Source organism: Lachnoanaerobaculum sanguinis (assembly GCF_033242365.1).
GTDB classification, from domain to species: domain Bacteria; phylum Bacillota; class Clostridia; order Lachnospirales; family Lachnospiraceae; genus Lachnoanaerobaculum; species Lachnoanaerobaculum sanguinis.
The window spans coordinates 17969-37435 of sequence record NZ_BTHK01000021.1; the positions used below are offsets into that span (position 1 = coordinate 17969).

Sequence of the window (19467 nt, forward strand, 5' to 3'; positions counted from 1 at the left end):
CTCTCCTCTATTCATCATTTTTAAACTGCTCATCAAGCGATGCCATTACAGTTTTTATAGTTTTTAATACTTTCTCATAGTCCATTCTCTTCGGTCCTACTATACCTATAGAGCCTCTGAGTCCTTCGCCTATTTCATAATTTGCTGTAACTACGGAAAGATCTCTCATATCTGAAATCGGCACTTCATTTCCGATATATACTCTGATACCGTCACTATCATCATCATTTACCCCTGCAAGTATTTCCTTAAGCTTATCCTTTTCTTCAAAAGCATTTACAAGCTGACTTGCCTTCTCTCTGTTGGAGATCTCAGGGTACTTGAAAATATTTGTGGTACCGCTTGTATATATCTCAAGGTTGTCGGTAGCACTTTTAAACACTGCCGCTACTTCTCGTAAAACCTTATCCACTATATCTCCATAAACTCCCGCATCCGTTCGTAACTTATTCATAATGCTTAAGTTTATCTCTTCCACGGTAAGTCCGTTTAATGAAGTGTTTATAAGCAGATTCAAGTTTAAGATTTCGCTCTCCGATATTTCGCTGTCGATATCTATTATCTTATTATTGATAATATTACCTTCCGCAACCGTCACCAAAAGGAGCTTGAACTTATCTATCTTTGAGAGTTGCAAAAACTTTACTTTATTGGAGTGTATACTCGGCCCTGATATCATCGCGGCATAATTGGTGTCTCTTGCAATGATCTTTGCCAATTGTTTTAAGACATTTTCCAATCTGTCCACTTTTTTAAACATCAGATCCTTAAATGCTTCAGTCTCTATCTCCTTTTCTCTCAAGATCTCATCTACATAGAATCTGTATCCCTTATCTGAAGGTATACGTCCTGCAGAAGTATGGGGCTGTAAGATATAACCCATATCTTCCAAATCGCTCATTTCATTTCTTATAGTAGCAGAGCTCAAATTTAACTCAGGGAGCTTTGAAATAGTTCTTGAACCTACCGGCTCCCCGGTTTCCATATAATTCTTTATAATAGCTTTTAAAATAATCGCTTTCCTGTCCTCCGAATCCATTCGCTCCTCCCTTCTTTATTTGTTAGCACTCATTTATCTAGAGTGCTAACTCTATTAGCTACTATATTCCATATGGGAATATTTGTCAATAACTTTTTTAAATTTTTTATACCGATAAAATACAAAATAAAAAACTCCCAAACAAATGTCTGAGAGTTTATATTTTTTATTATAGCCTTATCAACCTATTCCTCCATAGAATGCACCTGCTATAAGTGCAAGCAATGCAAGACCTGTATATACATACTTACCTAAGAAGAACCAGATTTCTCCTTTCGGTTTCTTTGCACCTGCATTTACAGCTTCCATGGTATACTTCTTTCCGAATACGAAGAACAACATCACAGATGCCAGTACCGCACCTATCGGGCAAATATAGATAGATACCGCATCCATCCAGCTTCCTACAATTCCCTGTATAAGAACTGCAACAACCACACCGATTACTCCGATAATTCCTACAGACTGTACTCTGCTGAGTTTAAACTGCTGCTGCAATGTAGCTACAGGCGCCTCGTAAAGGTTTACAAGTGAACTGAGTCCTGCAAATGTAACACATACAAAGAATATAATTCCTACAATCATACCGCCGGGCATCTGATTCATTATATTTACAAGGTAGATGAACATAAGTCCCGGACCGCCTTCACTCAGCTCCGCTCCCGATGTAGCCATAGCAGGTATAATAACGAGCGCTGCAAGAAGTGCCGCACAGGTATCAAAGATAGCTATGTTCATTGCAGAGAAAGGTACATCCTCTTTCTTACTGAGATAGGAGCCGTAAACAACGGTACCGTTACCTGCAATAGAAAGTGAGAAAAATGCCTGTCCGAATGCAAATATCCAAAGTCTTATATCCTTTAATCCTTCAGGATTTACAGTAAAGATATACTTGTATCCGTTTACTGCACCCGGCTGTATTCCTATATAAACAGCAAGTCCGATCATCATTACAAAAAGCAGAGGCATCATAAACTTATTTGCTTTCTCTATACCGTCAGCAACTCCTAATGCCATAATAGCAAAGTTTACAATGAGTGCTATTATTATCCATGTATTGTTTCCAAATGCTGTAGCTGTAGATCCGAAAGTTCCACCAATGACATCCATGTTTGTTCCCATTCCAAAGAGCTTTCCTGTAAATGCCATTACTACATATTTAAATATCCAACCTACTACACATGAATAACCTATTGCAAGAGCTAAAGAACCTATTGTAGGTATAATTCCTATGCTCTCACCTACTTTTCTGCTCTTTCCGGCATGAGCCATAGCAGCACCGAATGCTCCTATAGGACCTTTTCCTGTGCTCCTTCCAAGTGCGATTTCTTCCACTACTCCTGTACTGCCTATCAATATAACGAATATAAAGTAGGGAATCAAAAAAGTCATTCCCCCCCAGGCTGACACAAGCACCGGAAATCTCCACAGGTTTCCCATACCTACAGCTGAACCTACACATGCTATAATAAAACCTATTTGTGAGTTAAAACCATCCTGCTTTACAGGCGTACTATCTGAACCCATAAACTTCCTCCATCTTGCCAAAAATGCAAGTCCCCCTTAAAGCAGTCCGGTCTTTAAAAAGACCGGCTGCCAATATGTGTTATTTATTCTCCCAGTATCCGTAATTTCCTTCATCACACATTTCTTCTTTGCTTGGAGCATATGGCTCTGCCCATGCATGGAAATGTCTCATAGGTAATGTATGACCGAATGTAATCTTTAAATTAGGAACCGTATCTCTGTCTTTATAAAGTTGTGTCAATGCTGCAATAATATAATCCATATGCTGTTTACTGAACTGACTTCTGTTGATAGCCAAACGAACAACATTACATACTTCCTTTTGCTGCTCAGGAGTCTTTAAATCATATTCCATAGAGAAATCACCAAGCTCTGAACAACGAATACCGTAACGATGGATCATCTCTAAAGAAAGTGCCTGTCCTGCAAAGCTCTCATGACCTCTCTTATAGTTAAAGAATTTATCAACATCAATATAAATTCCGTGTCCGCCTGCAGGCTGTACTACAGGAACACCGTTTGCTGTAAGTCCGTCTGCCAGATACTGACACTGTCTTACTCTCTCATCCTGATAATCAAATCTTGCCTCTTCATACATACCCTGGCAAAGAGCCATGATATCATGTCCCGACATTCCACCGTAAGAATCATTACCGTAAGCTGATATCTGACGAACCTTTAAAAGATGTCCGATATCTGTCTTTACGCTGCCGTCCTCATTAAACTCCGAGAACTTCTGCCAGAAAAGACCCTTGTCACGGAAAGCCAAAACTCCACCCATATTTGCATGTCCGTTTTTCTTAAGTGATGCTGAAACTACATCAAAGTAAGAGAACATCTCTTTAGCTATTTCACAGATTGACTTGTCGGCATAGCCCTCTTCATTCATCTTTATGAAGTAGCAGTTCTCTGCCCATCTTGCACCGTCCATAACAAAAGGAATATTGTACTTATGTGCAATCTTTGAAACTTCTCTGATATTCTTCATAGAAACAGCCTGTCCGCATACAGAGTTGTTTGTTACTGTAGAATAAATAAGCGGAACATTCTCAACACCTACCGCTTCAATAAGCTGATTGAGTTTATCTATGTCCATATCTCCCTTGAAAGGATTCTTCTCATACTTTCCGCTCTCAGGTACCTCAAATAAAATCTCCTTATGGAAAAGGTTTCTAGGTACATTACCCATCTGCTTGATATTACCTTCTGTAGTATCAAAGTGAGCATTTGACGGAATAGTAAATACTTTACCCGGCCATCTCTTTGCAAATAACGGCTTTAATACATCAAATAAAAGTGCCTCCGCACAACGTCCCTGTGGAACGATAAATGTGTTAGGTCTTGAAAGCTGATACTTACCGCCATTGATAAATCCACCTTCATAGTCAACCAGATACACCTCATTCATCATCTTCTCTACATCATCCTTGTCTACGCCCTCTTTGATGTAGTTGATAAGTCTCTTCTGATCGTCTCCTCTTTCCCATACATCTCTGAATGCATCCAAAAGAACATAATATCCTTTATTTCTTCCGTAAGACTCGTCTGCAAGGAACATAGCCGACCATTGTGTGTCTGTCATTGATGTAGTACCCGAGTCTGAAAGGCAGTCGATATATAAAAGACCTGCAGGGAAAGCAAACTCATTATAATGAGTCATCTCAAGAGCTTTCTTTCTTTGCTCCTGTGTAACTGTAGGAACTTCTCTCACTACATGTGTCCATGACTTCGGTGCCTCTACACCTAACATCTTCTCATACTCCATTTTAATACCTCCAAATACAAAAATATATTTTGATACCCCGGTCATCGTAAGTAACGACTGGCGGACGGTATTACAATCCCTTTAAGCAATAAATATATCTCATCTGATTATCGAGACTATATGCATTTAATCTCTAAAAGTTTTATATATAAGTGAAATATTATCTAAATATTGCTATGAGAATAATTTATCACCTTTTTAGAACATTGTCAATATTGTTTAATAAAAAGCTTGTTATGGTTTATTTTTAGTATATTTATGTGCATTTTGCATTAAATTTTTATTTTAAGATAATTCTTTGAAAATAAAGAAATTGCTATTTGATAAATTTATCGGGATTTTTCTTAACTTCGTCTTTAAGCAGATATACAGATATATAGTTAAAAGCCCTTTATTTTCATATATATTTTTAAATCAAATAATATCTGAGAATTTTCGTGAGAATTTTTTCTCATTTTCTTTATATCAACTTCTTTTTAATCAATTTATCATTTTCGTGATTTTGCTTAAAACTTAAATTTTATATCATAATATTTTAAGTTTTGGTATAATAATAACAGATATTTCTTCAAGCTTTAATATGACGGTACAATACAAATATGATTTGGAGTATTTATGAATGAATTTGAGATAAAGCGATATATTGATTTTTCCGATTTTTTGAGCACTCTGCTGGGTCCCGACTATGAAATTATACTATATGATCTAAAACATATAATATATATAATAAACGGAGATATAAGCGGCAGACAAACAGGTGATGTGCTCAGTACAACGATGAAAACCCTATTACAGAATAAAGAATCCGCTGATAAGAAATGGATATCAAACTATAGAGCTCTTTCAGCCAACGGCAAGATTCTAAGATGTTCTACATTTTATATAAAAGATGAAAAAGGCAAACCTGTAGGAGCACTCAATATAAACTTTGACGACAACAGGTACAGAGAACTTTCAAACCTTGTATTTTCTCTATGTCATCCGGATAATTATGTATCCAAAAATATTTCTATTGAAATAAAGGGAAACGATGACCAGGCAGTTTTTTCCGAAAACATTTCAAATACGATAGATGAAGTATTAAAAAGGATTGATAAGTCTCTTCCCTTCAGCAAGCTTAGCCATTCAGAGAAGCTTGATATAATACGTCAGCTCTATCAAAAAGGTATTTTTTCTATGAAAGGTGCCATAAAGACAGTAGGTCTCAAACTGTCATGCTCTCCTGCAAGTATGTACAGATATCTGGAGACAGTAAAAAATGAGTGATAATAAACTTTTACATGTGTTTAAAAAAGTATATATTATCTTTAATTAAAAGTAATATTAACTACTCAATTTATGTGCTACAATAGTATGAAAGATATGTCTCTTTAAAAAGAGACGTGAAAAAAATCCGGTATAAAAGAAAGGAATTTTATGAAAAAACTGATTTTAATTTTATCACTGCTTTTTTCACTCTTTATGAGTATGTCGGTATTTGCTGCCGACTATAGTATAGGTAGTGCGTCATGGGATGTAGGAAGCAAGGCATTGGCGACTTGGGATGAGACCGAGGACAAGACAAAGTACAAAGTACAGTTGTACAAGGGTAACAAAAAAGTCGGCTCAAACAATGCTGCAAGCTCCGAGAAATATGATTTTACAAAACTTATCATAGACAATGGTGCAGGAAACTACTCATTCAGAGTTTATCCGTTAAAAGGCGGTCCATCAATGACAGTATCATCTGAGATTGAGTATTTTGATTATGATACAATCGCTGAATTTAAGAAGAGTCGTGGCGGTTCAACTCCAAACTCTACTTCTACAAGTACAAGCACAACAAATACAGGAACAACTACAGGTTGGTATCAAACAAACGGTATTTGGCATTACAGAAAGGCTGACGGTACACATGCCACTAACTGGTTTATGGTAAACAACCTTTGGTATTTCTTTGATGCTAACGGAAATATGCTTACAGGATGGATTGAGAATAACGGTAACAAATACTATCTCAATCAGCCAAACGGTGATATGCCTGTAGGTTGGGCACTTATCAATGATAAGTGGTACTATTTTGAGGAATCAGGTCTTTATAAGAAGGGCTGGATAGAGTACAACGGACATTGGTATTACCTTGATACCAACGGACAGATGGTTACAAATACAACTATCGACGGATATAATATAAATCAAGACGGTATTTGGGTTCAATAATAAAGGGGATTTTAATATGCTGAAAAAACATCAATTTTGGGCAATTGTAGCGGTTGTAGGATTGGTAATGTGTTTTATCACAGGCCATGCTATGGTGGCAGGACACAAACCAAAAACAGTTACAGAATAAAGAGATTAGAAAAGAGCAGGGACTTGAGTGAGTCACCTGCTCTTTTATTATTAGAATTTAATAAGCATGCTCTTTGCTATAAATGCCGCACCTCCGAAAATAAGTATCAACATAACTACCCAATCAAAAAGTGTCAGATACTGAATATAAAATCTGGTCGACTGAATGAGACTTGCTATAATCAAAAGTACACTTAGCACCATAGCAATCTTTGAACCTTTATTCGGTCTTATAAATATCCAGACTAAAGAAAAGATAAACGGTACTATTACCAATCCTGAACTGATGTGCATACCCATCAGTCTAATGCCGCCGCCCCAGAAGGAATTTGTCACAGTTACCTTTTGTGATAAGAAGAACAAACCTACTACCAGCATGATAAGTCCTCCCCAGAAATATAAATAAAAATCATTCTTTCTACTCATATCTTTTCTCCTCTCTATTATGCTTGCTTTTTATAGCTACTTTAGGTTTATTTTATCATATATTACAATTTATACAAATTAATTTTCATTTAAGGTTTATGTGAGGGTATGCACTCAATGGACTTTGGTTATACTTCATAAAGCCGCTTCAGACGCCCTTAAAACTGTAAACGGCTTAAACAAGAGTCATACATGTTTAAGCCATCTTAATATCGGAATGACAAGACTTGAACTTGCGACCTCTTGACCCCCAGTCAAGCGTGCTGCCAAACTGCACCACATCCCGTAAACTATTGATATAGTATCCATTATATAAAACTTTTCAATATTTGCCAACAAATTTTTTACTGAAATTCATATTCAATACACATAATATAAGTTGACAGTTTTTGCAAACATTATATAATATTAATTAATAATTAAATTTATCTTTATATTTTAAGGAGTTAGTATGAAAAAAAGATTTTATTTGGCTTTATCCGCTCTTGCTATCAGTACAGCGCTTACAATACCTGTATTTGCAGGGACATGGAAACAGGATAATACAGGCTGGTGGTACGAAAGAGATGATAAGAGCTTTCCTGTATCTGTTTGGGAGCAGATAGACGGATCATGGTATTACTTTAATGAGAACGGATACATGCTGTCAAATCAATGGTTTGGAAATTATTATCTCGGATCTACCGGTGCGATGCTTACAAATACTGTTGTGGACGGATATCAGGTAGGTGCAGACGGCGCGTACATCCCCGCTTCTCAGTCTACAGGCAGCTCAAAATCAAATACTCAGAATGCATCGGCATCTAACAACAGTTCAAACACAGGAACTGCTATAAATAACAGAGCAACTGATTATATACTAAATAAAAACAGCCACGTATTCCATTATTCAAACTGTACTGCAGTACAGAAGATGAGAGAGCATAATAAAATACCTTTTAGCGGAACAAGAGATGAGGCTATTTCCAAAGGATATACACCTTGTCAAATATGTCATCCTTAGAACTTGATGCTATACCTAACAATAAAACATTATTTCAAATAATATACTTAAAAGACTATATATCAGTAAACACATGGTATATGGTCTTTTTATATTGTACACCTTCTATGCTTCATAGTTTCATTATCAGTTATTTTTAATACATACTTCACTTTATCTATGTTTACAATCAATTGCTTTTATATTATTGTATATTTAAGTAACAGTATTCAGCTATGCATAATGTATTTACAAAAGGAGGTTATAATGGCAAATATCATTGACTATATAAAATGGCGTGGAGATTTATCTTTTGATGTTTCTCCTTTTAATGAACTGGATAATGCGATTTTTTCATTATTCTCCTATCTTGACTTAAAAGACTTGCAGAATGAAATAAATTCAATAGGCGTTTCTCTTTCAGATGCCTGCAGATACTTAATTAATCATGACTACCACTACGGTTATATGAGTGAAATAAATGTAGATTTTTTGAACGCTCTCGCAACTTCCGAGAGATTCGGTAATGTTATGATACTCGATTATATAGATCTCTATCATGAGAAAAAATACCAATTTTCATCAACAGGATTTATGTATGACGACAGTCAGATGTATATTGCATTCAGAGGAACCGATGACAGTATTGTAGCCTGGAAAGAGGACTTTATGATGAGTTTTTCAGTTATTCCGGCTCAGAAATTTGCACTGGATTTTCTAAAGCAGGTTATTTCTCGTCATCCGAATACAGATTTTATAGTAGGAGGACATAGTAAGGGCGGTAATCTTGCAATCTACTCCTGTGCAATGTGTGATGAAATTTTCAGGGACAGAATTACTGCAATCTATAATAATGACGGACCCGACCTTTGTGATGAAGTGATCAATACCGATATAATGAATGCTATAAAGAATAAAATAATCAAGATAGTTCCCGACTTTTGTGTGGTTGGTATGATTTTTAACGATACAAAGAATATTAAAGTGGTAAAAGCCGATAATATTGCTTTCTTACAGCATGATATACTCAACTGGAACTGTATAAGAACAAACTTTGAGTATGTTGATGATATAAACAAGGATGCAGATAAATTCAACAATTTTGTAGACAAGGTATTGGAGAACACCGATTTAAGTAAGCGCAAGGAATATGTAAATAATTTCTTTGATAAGATAATAGAATCAGGCACGACAAGGCTGCCTTGGGGGAAGAATAATCGTAATACTTAAATATAGAAGGGATTTGAATCAATAAACGGTTCAAATCTCTTTTATGCTTAATAAAGTGCTTTAATGTATTTTCAATAATCTACTGACTTATCGTGTCCTCTATACGTTTCCCCCGTGACTTTCCAATACGTTTTTCCACTAGACAAACACTCTTCAAGGATTTCTATCCACTCCTTTAACGACCACGTAGATGCCTCTGTAATAAGTTCATCTCCTATCTTTTCTCTGTATTCTAGGACAAGTTGCCCGAATTTTTCAACTTCGGGATCAATATTAACGCTGTCTCCTTCTAATATAAAATCAGGTATCATGTATTCTCCTTAGATTATCTAATCATCCTTATAAACTCATCATAAGACGCAGGGAAAACCTGCTGTATATGCTGGAGTTTTTTGTTATCATTCCTAGCAGTTGCTTCCAAAAAATGTGCAAAAGCTTCCTTAACCTGAGAATAGTTCACAAATTAAAAAAGGCTCAAAGCTTTATAAATCAAAGCTTTAAGCCTTTTCATACTAGTGAGACACCCGGGACTCGAACCCGGGACAACTTGATTAAAAGTCAGTACAAAAACCCTCTTCAACCTACCTATATAAGCCATTCCTCTATCTGAAAGTTGCAAAAAAGGTTGCATTTTTTAATGTACTTAATTTAGTGATAAGTTATCTGGACTCAGGAGTTCCATCCTTTTCCTTTAAAACATCAATAGCCTTGGCTATTACACTCGGAACGGGTATGCCCATCAGCCCGGCATTTTCTATTATTGATATAGACTCATTTGCTATAAAAGCAATTATAACTGCATCCTTTATATAAGACGTATGCATAACTATATCAAGCCTTACTGCTACAAGCACAATAAGAAGTGCGACTCCTTTTCGGCATAGCCCCTTAAAGCCTGCTCTGGATTCAAGTGCTCCTGATTCAGACTTTTTACTTTTCTTAAAAACTCCCGCAACAATGAGTCCGGTAGCATAATCAATAGACATAAAAACAATAAGAGTAATCAAAGCATCACTCCATCCACCAAACATAGCTGCTATAACTCCTCCTACTATCCCTACTGTTGAATATAAAATGTTTGATTTCATGTAAATCCTCCTATTCTATAAGCTCATACTTATCAAACTTCGGTGTTACTGTATCATATTCTTTCTGATATTTACCTTTATTATCTACCCAGTAGTAAAGCTCCTTATCAGAATCCTTTATATATCCACTTTTCGCCATCACACCACTACTTGTGAGATAGTAGTCAGCACCATCAACATTTATCCATTGTCCACTAAGCATAGCTCCGTCTTGTGGATTAAGATAATACCATTCATCATTATCCTGTTTAAACCAGCCTGTGATCATATAACCTGCTTCATCTGTCACATACCATCTATCATCGGATTTTATCCACTGACCTTTTAATACCACGCCATTAAACTCATATATCCACTTGCCGTCAAACTGCACCCATCCTGTAAAGGAATTCTTTTGATGCATCTTACAAGCCTTATAAGCACACCAACTTGTTAGTTGTTCGCACCAGTAAGCCGGATGGTTGCCATCACAATTTTCCTTATACCATTCTCCATACTTAGTGTAATTATTTCTACCTACATTAGTATGCTTGCCATCAAGACCTTCATTGCTTGCCTTTTCCTCATAGCCTATTTCCTCACAAGCTACTTTTACAAGTTCTTCAGCTGTACAGGTATTACCGCCAAATAATGGACTACAAAAACAATTGATTCTATTAGTTCCTCCCACCTCTCGCAAAGTGAATATGTATTTTTTTCTTGCTACACATCCACCGTTTCTATCAAAACTTACAGAACTTGTATTACCCTCAACTGTTTCAATACTATATCTGTCCCCACTCTTTTCTACAGATACAACAATTCCTACATGCGCCACTCTGCCAAGACTCTGACTGTAAAAGTATATTTTATCCCCGATATGTGGTTCTCTGCCAACTCTTCCTCTTCTACTTAGTAAAGCTTTGCCTGCTAAAGTAAATTGTGTGTAATCTCCACCCATAAGTTTTTTACCTGCCTCAAAAGCACTATCCATTTTATCTCCCTTCTAAAAAAGAGCCATGAAAATTGATTTCTCGTTTTTCATAACTCTTTTATTATTTACTATTTTTCTACCGCATTTGATGGAGTCGCTATAATCACTTCATTGATTCTATAATTATCATCAATTTCTCCATTTTTCTTCATTTCCTCGAGCCTATTCTTAACCTTTTCTCTCCAGAACTTAGGGACATCTTCCAATTCCTTTAATCCATGTATTATTTTATAAACATAAAAAGCTATCATTTTATAACCTCCCCTGTTTTTTCATTTGTTCCAACATTTTCTACAAAACTTGCAGTCATAGCAGAAATGTCTTCTATCGCTTTATCCTGAACTTCTACAATTTCTTTCACCCTCTCAATCTCAATTTCTAAATCCTGAATTTTTTCAAGCTCTATTTCTGCCTTAATCTTCTTGCCCGGCTCTACTTTTATTTGTTTTATTCGCCTATTTTCATACTCCGCTACAACAACATCTCCGGCATACACCAAAATTCTTTTTAAGTTTTCAATTGTTAACTCATTTACGAAATCGGCAAATTCTGTTATATTCTTGAAGCTAACTGCTAAACTAGTTTCCGTGCTTTCCTGATCTATATCTACCCTGATACCATTTTTAAGGACTATATAATTCTCCATGTTTTCCTCCTATATACTTAAATTATAGTTACAAAACTTTCATTCCATGCCGTCTGTACTGTAACATTTCCTATACCGGATGGAGCATAACACTTCACCGCGATATATTGCAATGTATTTAAGTTTTCAATATTAACACCAGGAATAACAATACTCTTTGCCTCTCCTGCCTTAAAGTTTTCTCTTGTATACGTAATTGTCAAATTGTTGTTTGCACTAGGTGTTACAACCGTAACCTCTACAGAAAGTGTTTGTTCAACTGTACTTCTTAACAAAATAATCCCACTCACTGTTGCAACTTGAGTATTTGTTTTAACTGAAATTCCTTTATTAAAAACACCAAATCTACTACTTTCTGCATTTCTTGCTAACTTGATTACTCCCATTTCATTGGTTTCTATACCTATACCTTCGACATTATACCTTGACATTTGGCGACTTATCGCATTGAGCTTATCCATCAATGTTTTCCCCATCACAGCATCAAGTGCTGCAACTCCTGCCTGTGTAGCCAAAGCATTATTCACAAGTGCCGGAGTTGTACCCGGAACTCCCTGTGCGCCCTGCGGTCCCCTCTCTCCTTGTTGACCTCTATCCCCCTGTGGTCCTTTAATATTTCCAATCAATATTCTTGCCATATTTCCTCCTAATCTATAACCAAATATAAATTACCTGTACTCTGCTCATATTCAAAATTAGGCGGAGTTTCTCCGTCCGGTGTTACAACATATAAATCTCCTGAAGCATCAACTTCCAATGTAAAAAAGCCACTTGCAGTAGCTGTTATTCCACTTGCTCCTGTCGCTCCCTTTTCTCCTCTGTCTCCTTTATCACCTTTGAATTCACCCGCTTGTAACCGTCTAACAACATCATTCCTAACTGAATCTGTAGCCTGAGCGGAAGTATTTGCTGTATTTGCTGCTGCATTTGCTCTTGCTATTGCCGGCTCTAACTCACTTAGCGTTGTATTGATATTTTGTGCAGACTGAGTAACATCATCTATTGCCTCATTTACAGAACTTTGTATTTTTTGAAATGCCCTGGAATTTGCACTTCTAACGTCTTCTCCATAAATAGCCTCTTCCCAATCCTTTATTTCTCTTGTAAGATCTATCCTTGTACTCATACTTACTCCTTAAGCTCTATTTTCTCTTATCTTTCTGGAAATCATATCTTCAATCTCTTCTCCATTTACAATCAATTCACCTTCTACTCTAACCTGACCGTCATTAACTAAAAACACCGTATTCTCTGATCCACGCCCTTGCTGATAGCCTGCCCATAAATACCATCTTCCATGTCCTCCGTCAGCTCCGCTCATTCCGGTACATTCATCACTTGACTGCAGTATATGTCTTGAATTATCTCTTACTTCAAAATCTCCAATTCTAACATTTTCTTTATTTGCCGAGAAATAGATATCGCTACCACCTTCTATTGTCGTTCCTTCTATGCTTCCGCCCTTGATACTGTTTCCCTCTATTGATGAACCTTTTATGGTTCCACCCTCAATATTATCACCTACTATTCTTGAGCCGGTTATTGTCGTTCCTTCTATGTTTCCACCTTTGATGCTGTTTCCCTCAATTGACGAACCTTTTATAATTCCCTTATTTACGGAAATACCGTTTTTGTCAATAACACAAAGTATCTCATTATTTGTACTCTTTACAAGGATCTGACCGTCTCTCCCTGTTCCGTCTCCTCCAACCTCTAGAGTTCCACCTCTAATTCTGTCAGCAAGCATTGTGCCGACATCAATGAATTCAGCCCTCAAGTGACCGTCAATAGTCCAAGCATTTAGATATTCTCCATTAACTCCATTTCTGCTAAATCCAATTCCGTTCTGATTTATCTGTATAACATTAATCGCCTGAGCCTTATTGGCAGTATCCATAACAAGAATACGCCAAGGCTGTACCAAATCTCCATTTTCATTAAACGTGTCCAGCACCACTGCTCCACCTTTAACTCCTGTAATTGTCTTTAGCCCATCATCTAACTTATTATTGATTGTTAGTGCTGTGTCTTTGATCTCCCTAGTCATATTCTGCTCTAATGCAAGAGCAGCGTTACTAACTTTTGCTGTATATGTGCTTTGCCTCATTCCAAACGTGAACACATCTCTTTCCGGCTCATCCAAATGACTTTCTTTTTCAGTTACAAAGTACATGGTCTCTAACTTATGAAATGGACTGATTACTTTTGTATTTCTTCCGACTTTTATTGGACTCGTTGAATTATCTATATGTGATAAATCGACTGCAGATAACTTAAAACTGTTAGGTAGCTCTTTACTTAAGATTTCTTTTCTTGCCTTCTTTAGTAAATTTTCAGGAAGAGTAACATCATCCCAAGACTTTGTACCCACAATAACTCCATATCGCTCTATAAGTGCCGGATTTTCCACATAATCAATACCACCGTTAACAGTTTTTATTGTTATAGCTACTTCATTGACATTTGCTCCTGTTGGTATTAGTCTTGTATAAAATTCATTATTGTTTTCACTTGACTCATAATCGATCAGGTTTTCATCAACACTAATTATCTGTGTATTATCGTCTCCATAATTCCATATATAATCAAGAAAAATCACTCCATTTTCATGTCGTGTCTTTAAATATCCCCCTAACAGCTTTGTTAACTTTGCATCCAGTTCTTCAAGTGTCTTTGTATAACTATTGTTTTCTCTATGTATGTAATCATTAGAATCCGATACAACAATACTTCCCGTATATATTCTTTTTTCCGTCTCAACCTGTACATTGTGGTTACCAAGAATATAATCAATATAACCTCTAACAGTACCGCTATAGCCATATGACACTTGTATAGAATCATTTAAAAGTCCAAGTTCACCCTCACAAATAACTGTTTTAGTATTGTAAAAGTCTTTGCTTATGTTGATAACTCTTCCATACCAAACTTCTTCACCATCTCTCTCAACGCTTATGTATGTCTTATACATAACAACATCTTCATAATTTGGATGAAGGAGATTTATATCAAATTCTAATGTTCCGGATCTCCCTACAATTTCTCTTAAAACCGGTGTTACCACTTGATTATCACTATAGGGTTCTGAGAGCATAAATGTTCTACCATCTAATATTCCTTTTATGGCGTACATTAAAGCATTCCCCCTTTGTAAATAATTGAAACCACTCCATTGCCAATAAACTTATATACATTATCACCTTCTTTTGTTGCCAACTTGTAGATGTTGTTATTTCCAGGTGATAAGTTGTAAGTAGCTCCATTAAACTCTACTTGCATAGTTGAATCTGAAATAATCAAAGGTATTACGGGCTTAGCCAAGCCTCTGATATTTAATGTATAGCTTCCATTAACAGCAATGTTCTTATATCTTCTAATAATGCCCGTTTTAAAATTAAACGGATTCCACAACCACTTATCTCCCAGCTCCGCATTAACCTCTACCTTATAAGGTTTGCACTCACATTCTATGGACACTGTCGAGAAAGGTTTATATTCCTTGTCAAAAGATACCTTACATCTACCCTCATAATAATAGTCCTTGTTATTATCAAGAATTATTCTATGATTTTCTCCATGTAAGTAATTTGCAATCTTTGACATATTAATTGCCCATTCACCTGCAGATATTTCTTTAACTAAAAAGGTAGCCGTTATCACACGACTACCATACATAACCTTCCCAAAAACTTTTGTTAAATCTATAAATCCATCTGATCCACTTAATTTAACTATTTTAGTCTTTACTTCAGGAAAACCTACTTCTATATCTTTACAAATCAACCCAAAATCATTAAATGTATGTTTATTACCAAAGGTAATACCCATATTTCTCATTTCCATCATACAGCACCTCTTAATTCCAAGCTACTGGTAGATCCTAATGCACGATTTACTTCCGGGCTTGCTATTCTTCCAACTTTCTTGCCATCCATAACTATATAAAACTTAGATAACGCATCTGTTATATTGCCAAGTATATCAATTGATTCGCTACCACCTGATGTAGTGTCAATTGAATCCATTGTCAATTGAGTTGAACGTGCCTCTTGCATAATTCTTGCATTTACTTCGTCAAATGTAATAGACTTTGCATTTCCGTTAATTCCTTCCGCAATTCCTGCCGGAATATACTTACCAATCTCGTCTCTCATAAGCCTTGAAGGGGAATGAATACCAAGGAAGTTCTTTGCTGCTTCAAATGCTTCTTTGGCTGCATTCTTTGCCGCCTCTGCAACCTTTCCTGCTGCGTTCTTTATTCCATTGGCCATTCCCTCAATAAGCTGTTTGCCAATATCAATTAAATTAATACTTTTTACCGTACTGATAATTTCACTTCCAAGCTTTGTCACTTCAGAAATCACGCTTGAAACTTTTCCTGCTATTCCACTTGCCAATCCTGCTATTATCTGAATACCTGCCTGCATAAGTTGAGTCTGTAAAACCATTATAGCCTTGACTATACTTAATGCCAAATTTGCTATTGCTGATAATATCTGTGGCATTGCCTGCACAAGTCCGCTTAAAAGAGCTCCTATTATCTGTACTCCTGTAGCTAAAATACCCGGCAAATTTGCAACTAAAGTCTTTACTATTTCAATTATTATTTCAGTGGCCTTAGATACTAAACTTGGAAGATTTTGAGCAATTCCATTGATTAGTGATGTTATAATCCCAACTCCGGTTGTTATGATTGTTGGTAAAGCTGATACTAATGCCTGTACCATATTTTGAATCACTTGAATAGCTGTCTCTATAATTTGTGGAAGTGAATTAACAATACCGTCGATTAGTGCATTTAATATTTCCATGCCCTTTTCTAAAAACTCAGGAATACCATCTGCAATTTTTTGCACTAAACTTGATATTATTTCTGCAGTATTGCCAACCGCTTCACCATTAAGTGACATCATTCCCGTAATAAAGCCTGTAATTATTTGAATGCCTGCAGTAATCAATTCAGGTAATGCATCCATAACAGTACTTATTATGTTTCCGATAACGTCCATCATTGACAATGCAATATTCACTTTTCCGTTCTCAAATCCTGATAATATTCCAAGTATCAAATCTGCTCCGGATTTCAACAACATCGGCAATGCTGTCGCTATCGCTGTTATTAGACCGCTTATAATTGTTCCTGCTGCTGAGATAATATTCGGTAGTGCTGACACAAGTCCTCTTACCAAATTTGTTATAATCTCAACACCACTCTGTAACAGCTGTGGTAAATTAGTTGATATTCCTGAATTTAATGATGTAACAAAGCTCATTGCCGAACCTTGCCAATCATAGTTAATCAGCGTGTTTGCAATCTCTGTAACCAAGTTTGTAATAACTGATAAAACCTTAGGAATACCTGCAACTATGCCTTCAGCTATTCCAACAACCAGTCCCGGAACTGCAGATAGTATATTACCCAGCATAGGCATAAGATTGTCAAAAACAAATGTAAATACACTTTCAGTTAATGCCTGTAATTTCGGACCTATATCTTCACCAAGTGCAATAGATCCCATTAAGTTTTGAGCCGCCGCCTTCATTGCAGACATAGATCCCTCAAATGTCGTTGCACCCTCTCTTGCAGTTGTTCCTGTAACGCCTAATTCATCTTGTATAACATGAATTGCACTGTACACATCTGATAAGTTATTCATGTCATACTTGACCCCTGTCAGCTTTTGAGCATCTGAAAGCAAACGCTCCATCTCAGTTTTTGTACCGCCATATCCCAACTTGAGGTTATCAAGCATATTATAGTTTCCTTTGGCAAATCCTTGGTACGCCATTTGGATACTATCCATTGATGAACCCATCTTATTTGCATTATCCGACATATCAATAATAGCTGTATTTGCCGCCTCTGCCGCCTTTGCTGTATCTCCGCCTACACCTTTAAGCAAAGCGGCGGCAAAGCTTGTTGAGGTTTGCATATAGTCATTTGCACTCATTCCGGCTGTCTTATACGCCTCATTTGCATACTTTATCATTGTATCAGAAGATTCCTTATACAATGTTTCTATACCCCCTATAGACTGCTGCAATGCACTTCCTTCGCTAAGAGTAGACTTTATCAGCGCTCCAATTCCTGCTGCTGCAATCGCACCTTTAATAGCACCTGCAATATTTAGTCCTGCACTATTTCCTGCGCTCTCAGCCTCACCACCAAGCTCTTCAGTCAACCTGCCCTTTATTCCATCTGCCGAAGGTATGATTTGCACATATGCCTTAGCAATTTCTGTTCCTGCCAAATGTTCACCCCCTCATCTTATTCCAGGCATTTTCAAAACTTTTGCCATCACTGAAACCAATAATATTATCTACATTATCAGCATTTTCAATTTCCTCAAATAGTGATTTAGGCTTGTTCCTATTCTTGGCCCCATCTCTTGTTTTCATCCAAACTATCAGCCTAAGATAATCAACAATCATCATCTTTAGCGCTTGATCAACGCTAAACTTTGCTCCTGACAGTAGCATCTTACTTCTACTATCTTCCCTTAACCCTGCTACTAATATAGCAATAAAAGAAGGCTCATATGCCTCATAGTTGTATATATGATACACTTCTGCAAGGTCGCATATCATAGCCTCTTCATTGCACATCATAGCAGCAAGGATTAAGAGTTTTTTAATTCTTTTACGCTCTCACAAACATCTGTGAATAGTTCACTTATTTTTTCTATTGGAACTCTACCCTTATCATCAGCTAAAAATTCCAACATTCTCTCGAACTGTTCCTCACCAAATATCTTTTCCATGGCTTCGGAATAAAGAGTGATATCATCATCTTTTGACGCTCTGGCCAACATTCTTATCATTCTAAAATCATTAAGATTTTTCTCATCGATCTCAAACTCAAAACCGTTCTTTGATTTTCCTGCTATCATTCTTTAACCCTTCTTCATATACTCAATATGTGTATTTCCGTCTGTATTCGGTAATGCCGAAACAGTAACCTGATAGCCTAATGCTTCACTGTCAGCATACTTGATTTCACCTGTTTCAGTTATCTTTCCATTAGGTATTACAACTCTTTTAGCAACATTGTCCCTAAGGATCATATCAATGACGTATACGGCCTCTTCTCTTTCCTTAGAGTTAGCCTTTATAGTAATGCCGGCAGAGATATCACCTGCAACATTATCCTCACCATATATCATTTTTAAAACTTCAACATTAAGTCCCTCAATCATTGTGAACTCAAATGTATCAGGTCTCTCTTTCTCAAACTCTAATACGGTATCGCCGCCCCATGCCTTAACCGAATCTGTTTCAGCCGAATTTGAATTTGTTACTCCATCCTCTGAAATATAACCAAGATTTTTAAATGCCTGGTCCAGCTCACTAACAGCATCTCCGGGTATCGCAGTGCCCAACGGTGCTCTAAACACCGCTCCACCTACCTTTGGTTTACCGGTGGTTACATTCTTAGCATTATTCTTAGACATTTTTGCTCCTTT

At 36.6% G+C, this 19467-nt stretch carries 21 protein-coding genes and 1 tRNA gene; 4 read left to right on the plus strand and 18 right to left on the minus strand.

Going from position 1 to position 19467, the window contains the following annotated elements; all coding sequences use genetic code 11:
- Window positions 1-7 precede the first annotated feature (7 nt).
- The 3 genes from hrcA to SBH76_RS11920 form a co-directional block, all read right to left on the minus strand.
- Window positions 8-1039 carry a heat-inducible transcriptional repressor HrcA gene (hrcA, locus tag SBH76_RS11910; RefSeq protein WP_317977959.1) on the minus strand — a complete coding sequence of 344 codons (1032 nt, stop codon included), beginning with the start codon at window positions 1037-1039 and terminating at the stop codon, window positions 8-10.
- 180 nt (window positions 1040-1219) lie between these two features.
- Window positions 1220-2566, minus strand: a complete 1347-nt coding sequence (locus SBH76_RS11915) for a sodium-dependent transporter (RefSeq protein WP_317977960.1) — start codon at window positions 2564-2566, stop codon at window positions 1220-1222.
- 79 nt (window positions 2567-2645) lie between these two features.
- Window positions 2646-4331 (minus strand): tryptophanase, encoded by a 1686-nt coding sequence (locus SBH76_RS11920; protein WP_315036795.1) that lies wholly within the window; start codon window positions 4329-4331, stop codon window positions 2646-2648.
- 615 nt (window positions 4332-4946) lie between these two features.
- On the opposite strand from SBH76_RS11920, the gene SBH76_RS11925 reads away from it, so the two are divergent.
- Both SBH76_RS11925 and SBH76_RS11930 read left to right on the plus strand, forming a co-directional pair.
- Window positions 4947-5597: a helix-turn-helix transcriptional regulator gene (locus tag SBH76_RS11925; RefSeq protein ID WP_317977961.1), complete on the plus strand. Its 651-nt coding sequence runs from the start codon at window positions 4947-4949 to the stop codon at window positions 5595-5597.
- A gap of 150 nt (window positions 5598-5747) precedes the next feature.
- Complete coding sequence (locus SBH76_RS11930) at window positions 5748-6530, plus strand: cell wall-binding protein (protein ID WP_317977962.1); 783 nt, start codon at window positions 5748-5750, stop codon at window positions 6528-6530.
- A 180-nt stretch (window positions 6531-6710) separates the two neighbouring features.
- Here SBH76_RS11930 and SBH76_RS11935 read toward each other — a convergent pair whose 3' ends face one another.
- The gene (locus tag SBH76_RS11935; RefSeq protein WP_317977963.1) at window positions 6711-7085 is read right to left on the minus strand and encodes a hypothetical protein; all 375 of its coding nucleotides are present in this window, start codon (window positions 7083-7085) and stop codon (window positions 6711-6713) included.
- Window positions 7086-7297: 212 nt separating this feature from the next.
- Window positions 7298-7371: transfer RNA gene (locus tag SBH76_RS11940), tRNA-Pro, on the minus strand.
- A gap of 165 nt (window positions 7372-7536) precedes the next feature.
- On the opposite strand from SBH76_RS11940, the gene SBH76_RS11945 reads away from it, so the two are divergent.
- Both SBH76_RS11945 and SBH76_RS11950 read left to right on the plus strand, forming a co-directional pair.
- On the plus strand, window positions 7537-8088 hold the full coding sequence (locus SBH76_RS11945; protein ID WP_317977964.1) for a hypothetical protein: 552 nt from the start codon (window positions 7537-7539) through the stop codon (window positions 8086-8088).
- Window positions 8089-8334: 246 nt separating this feature from the next.
- The gene (locus SBH76_RS11950; protein ID WP_317977965.1) at window positions 8335-9297 is read left to right on the plus strand and encodes an Mbeg1-like protein; all 963 of its coding nucleotides are present in this window, start codon (window positions 8335-8337) and stop codon (window positions 9295-9297) included.
- A gap of 71 nt (window positions 9298-9368) precedes the next feature.
- On the opposite strand, the gene SBH76_RS11955 is transcribed toward SBH76_RS11950, so the two are convergent.
- The 13 genes from SBH76_RS11955 to SBH76_RS12015 form a co-directional block, all read right to left on the minus strand.
- Window positions 9369-9608: a hypothetical protein gene (locus SBH76_RS11955; RefSeq protein ID WP_317977966.1), complete on the minus strand. Its 240-nt coding sequence runs from the start codon at window positions 9606-9608 to the stop codon at window positions 9369-9371.
- A gap of 348 nt (window positions 9609-9956) precedes the next feature.
- The gene (locus SBH76_RS11960) at window positions 9957-10385 is read right to left on the minus strand and encodes a phage holin family protein (RefSeq protein ID WP_317977967.1); all 429 of its coding nucleotides are present in this window, start codon (window positions 10383-10385) and stop codon (window positions 9957-9959) included.
- Between the two features lie 10 nt (window positions 10386-10395).
- Window positions 10396-11358, minus strand: coding sequence for a cell wall-binding protein (locus SBH76_RS11965; protein ID WP_317977968.1), 963 nt, complete (start codon window positions 11356-11358; stop codon window positions 10396-10398).
- A 68-nt stretch (window positions 11359-11426) separates the two neighbouring features.
- A complete protein-coding gene (locus SBH76_RS11970; protein ID WP_317977969.1) occupies window positions 11427-11609 on the minus strand; it encodes a CD1375 family protein in 183 nt (60 codons plus the stop codon).
- Window positions 11606-12004, minus strand: a complete 399-nt coding sequence (locus SBH76_RS11975) for a hypothetical protein (protein ID WP_317977970.1) — start codon at window positions 12002-12004, stop codon at window positions 11606-11608. The genes SBH76_RS11970 and SBH76_RS11975 overlap by 4 nt, the downstream gene beginning before the upstream one ends.
- 17 nt (window positions 12005-12021) lie before the next feature.
- Window positions 12022-12642, minus strand: coding sequence for a collagen-like triple helix repeat-containing protein (locus tag SBH76_RS11980; RefSeq protein WP_317977971.1), 621 nt, complete (start codon window positions 12640-12642; stop codon window positions 12022-12024).
- 8 nt (window positions 12643-12650) lie between these two features.
- Window positions 12651-13130: a hypothetical protein gene (locus tag SBH76_RS11985; protein WP_317977972.1), complete on the minus strand. Its 480-nt coding sequence runs from the start codon at window positions 13128-13130 to the stop codon at window positions 12651-12653.
- A 9-nt stretch (window positions 13131-13139) separates the two neighbouring features.
- Entirely contained in the window at window positions 13140-15137 is a 1998-nt protein-coding gene (locus SBH76_RS11990; RefSeq protein WP_317977973.1) for a phage tail spike protein, read from the minus strand.
- Window positions 15137-15850: a hypothetical protein gene (locus SBH76_RS11995; protein WP_317977974.1), complete on the minus strand. Its 714-nt coding sequence runs from the start codon at window positions 15848-15850 to the stop codon at window positions 15137-15139. The genes SBH76_RS11990 and SBH76_RS11995 overlap by 1 nt, the downstream gene beginning before the upstream one ends.
- Entirely contained in the window at window positions 15847-18255 is a 2409-nt protein-coding gene (locus SBH76_RS12000; RefSeq protein WP_317977975.1) for a phage tail protein, read from the minus strand. The genes SBH76_RS11995 and SBH76_RS12000 overlap by 4 nt, the downstream gene beginning before the upstream one ends.
- A gap of 4 nt (window positions 18256-18259) precedes the next feature.
- A complete protein-coding gene (locus SBH76_RS12005) occupies window positions 18260-18613 on the minus strand; it encodes a DUF5361 domain-containing protein (RefSeq protein WP_317977976.1) in 354 nt (117 codons plus the stop codon).
- A gap of 11 nt (window positions 18614-18624) precedes the next feature.
- Window positions 18625-18894 (minus strand): hypothetical protein, encoded by a 270-nt coding sequence (locus SBH76_RS12010; protein ID WP_315036601.1) that lies wholly within the window; start codon window positions 18892-18894, stop codon window positions 18625-18627.
- 3 nt (window positions 18895-18897) lie between these two features.
- On the minus strand, window positions 18898-19455 hold the full coding sequence (locus tag SBH76_RS12015; RefSeq protein ID WP_317977977.1) for a phage tail tube protein: 558 nt from the start codon (window positions 19453-19455) through the stop codon (window positions 18898-18900).
- Window positions 19456-19467: the final 12 nt, after the last annotated feature.

Bases quoted from the DNA above. Each gene is read 5' to 3' on its own strand.
- hrcA (WP_317977959.1), bottom strand. From the start codon at position 1,039: ATGGATTCGGAGGACAGGAAAGCGATTATTTTAAAAGCTATTATAAAG.
- SBH76_RS11915 (WP_317977960.1), bottom strand. From the start codon at position 2,566: ATGGGTTCAGATAGTACGCCTGTAAAGCAGGATGGTTTTAACTCACAA.
- SBH76_RS11920 (WP_315036795.1), bottom strand. From the start codon at position 4,331: ATGGAGTATGAGAAGATGTTAGGTGTAGAGGCACCGAAGTCATGGACA.
- SBH76_RS11925 (WP_317977961.1), top strand. From the start codon at position 4,947: ATGAATGAATTTGAGATAAAGCGATATATTGATTTTTCCGATTTTTTG.
- SBH76_RS11930 (WP_317977962.1), top strand. From the start codon at position 5,748: ATGAAAAAACTGATTTTAATTTTATCACTGCTTTTTTCACTCTTTATG.
- SBH76_RS11935 (WP_317977963.1), bottom strand. From the start codon at position 7,085: ATGAGTAGAAAGAATGATTTTTATTTATATTTCTGGGGAGGACTTATC.
- SBH76_RS11945 (WP_317977964.1), top strand. From the start codon at position 7,537: ATGAAAAAAAGATTTTATTTGGCTTTATCCGCTCTTGCTATCAGTACA.
- SBH76_RS11950 (WP_317977965.1), top strand. From the start codon at position 8,335: ATGGCAAATATCATTGACTATATAAAATGGCGTGGAGATTTATCTTTT.
- SBH76_RS11955 (WP_317977966.1), bottom strand. From the start codon at position 9,608: ATGATACCTGATTTTATATTAGAAGGAGACAGCGTTAATATTGATCCC.
- SBH76_RS11960 (WP_317977967.1), bottom strand. From the start codon at position 10,385: ATGAAATCAAACATTTTATATTCAACAGTAGGGATAGTAGGAGGAGTT.
- SBH76_RS11965 (WP_317977968.1), bottom strand. From the start codon at position 11,358: ATGGATAGTGCTTTTGAGGCAGGTAAAAAACTTATGGGTGGAGATTAC.
- SBH76_RS11970 (WP_317977969.1), bottom strand. From the start codon at position 11,609: ATGATAGCTTTTTATGTTTATAAAATAATACATGGATTAAAGGAATTG.
- SBH76_RS11975 (WP_317977970.1), bottom strand. From the start codon at position 12,004: ATGGAGAATTATATAGTCCTTAAAAATGGTATCAGGGTAGATATAGAT.
- SBH76_RS11980 (WP_317977971.1), bottom strand. From the start codon at position 12,642: ATGGCAAGAATATTGATTGGAAATATTAAAGGACCACAGGGGGATAGA.
- SBH76_RS11985 (WP_317977972.1), bottom strand. From the start codon at position 13,130: ATGAGTACAAGGATAGATCTTACAAGAGAAATAAAGGATTGGGAAGAG.
- SBH76_RS11990 (WP_317977973.1), bottom strand. From the start codon at position 15,137: ATGTACGCCATAAAAGGAATATTAGATGGTAGAACATTTATGCTCTCA.
- SBH76_RS11995 (WP_317977974.1), bottom strand. From the start codon at position 15,850: ATGATGGAAATGAGAAATATGGGTATTACCTTTGGTAATAAACATACA.
- SBH76_RS12005 (WP_317977976.1), bottom strand. From the start codon at position 18,613: ATGATGTGCAATGAAGAGGCTATGATATGCGACCTTGCAGAAGTGTAT.
- SBH76_RS12010 (WP_315036601.1), bottom strand. From the start codon at position 18,894: ATGATAGCAGGAAAATCAAAGAACGGTTTTGAGTTTGAGATCGATGAG.
- SBH76_RS12015 (WP_317977977.1), bottom strand. From the start codon at position 19,455: ATGTCTAAGAATAATGCTAAGAATGTAACCACCGGTAAACCAAAGGTA.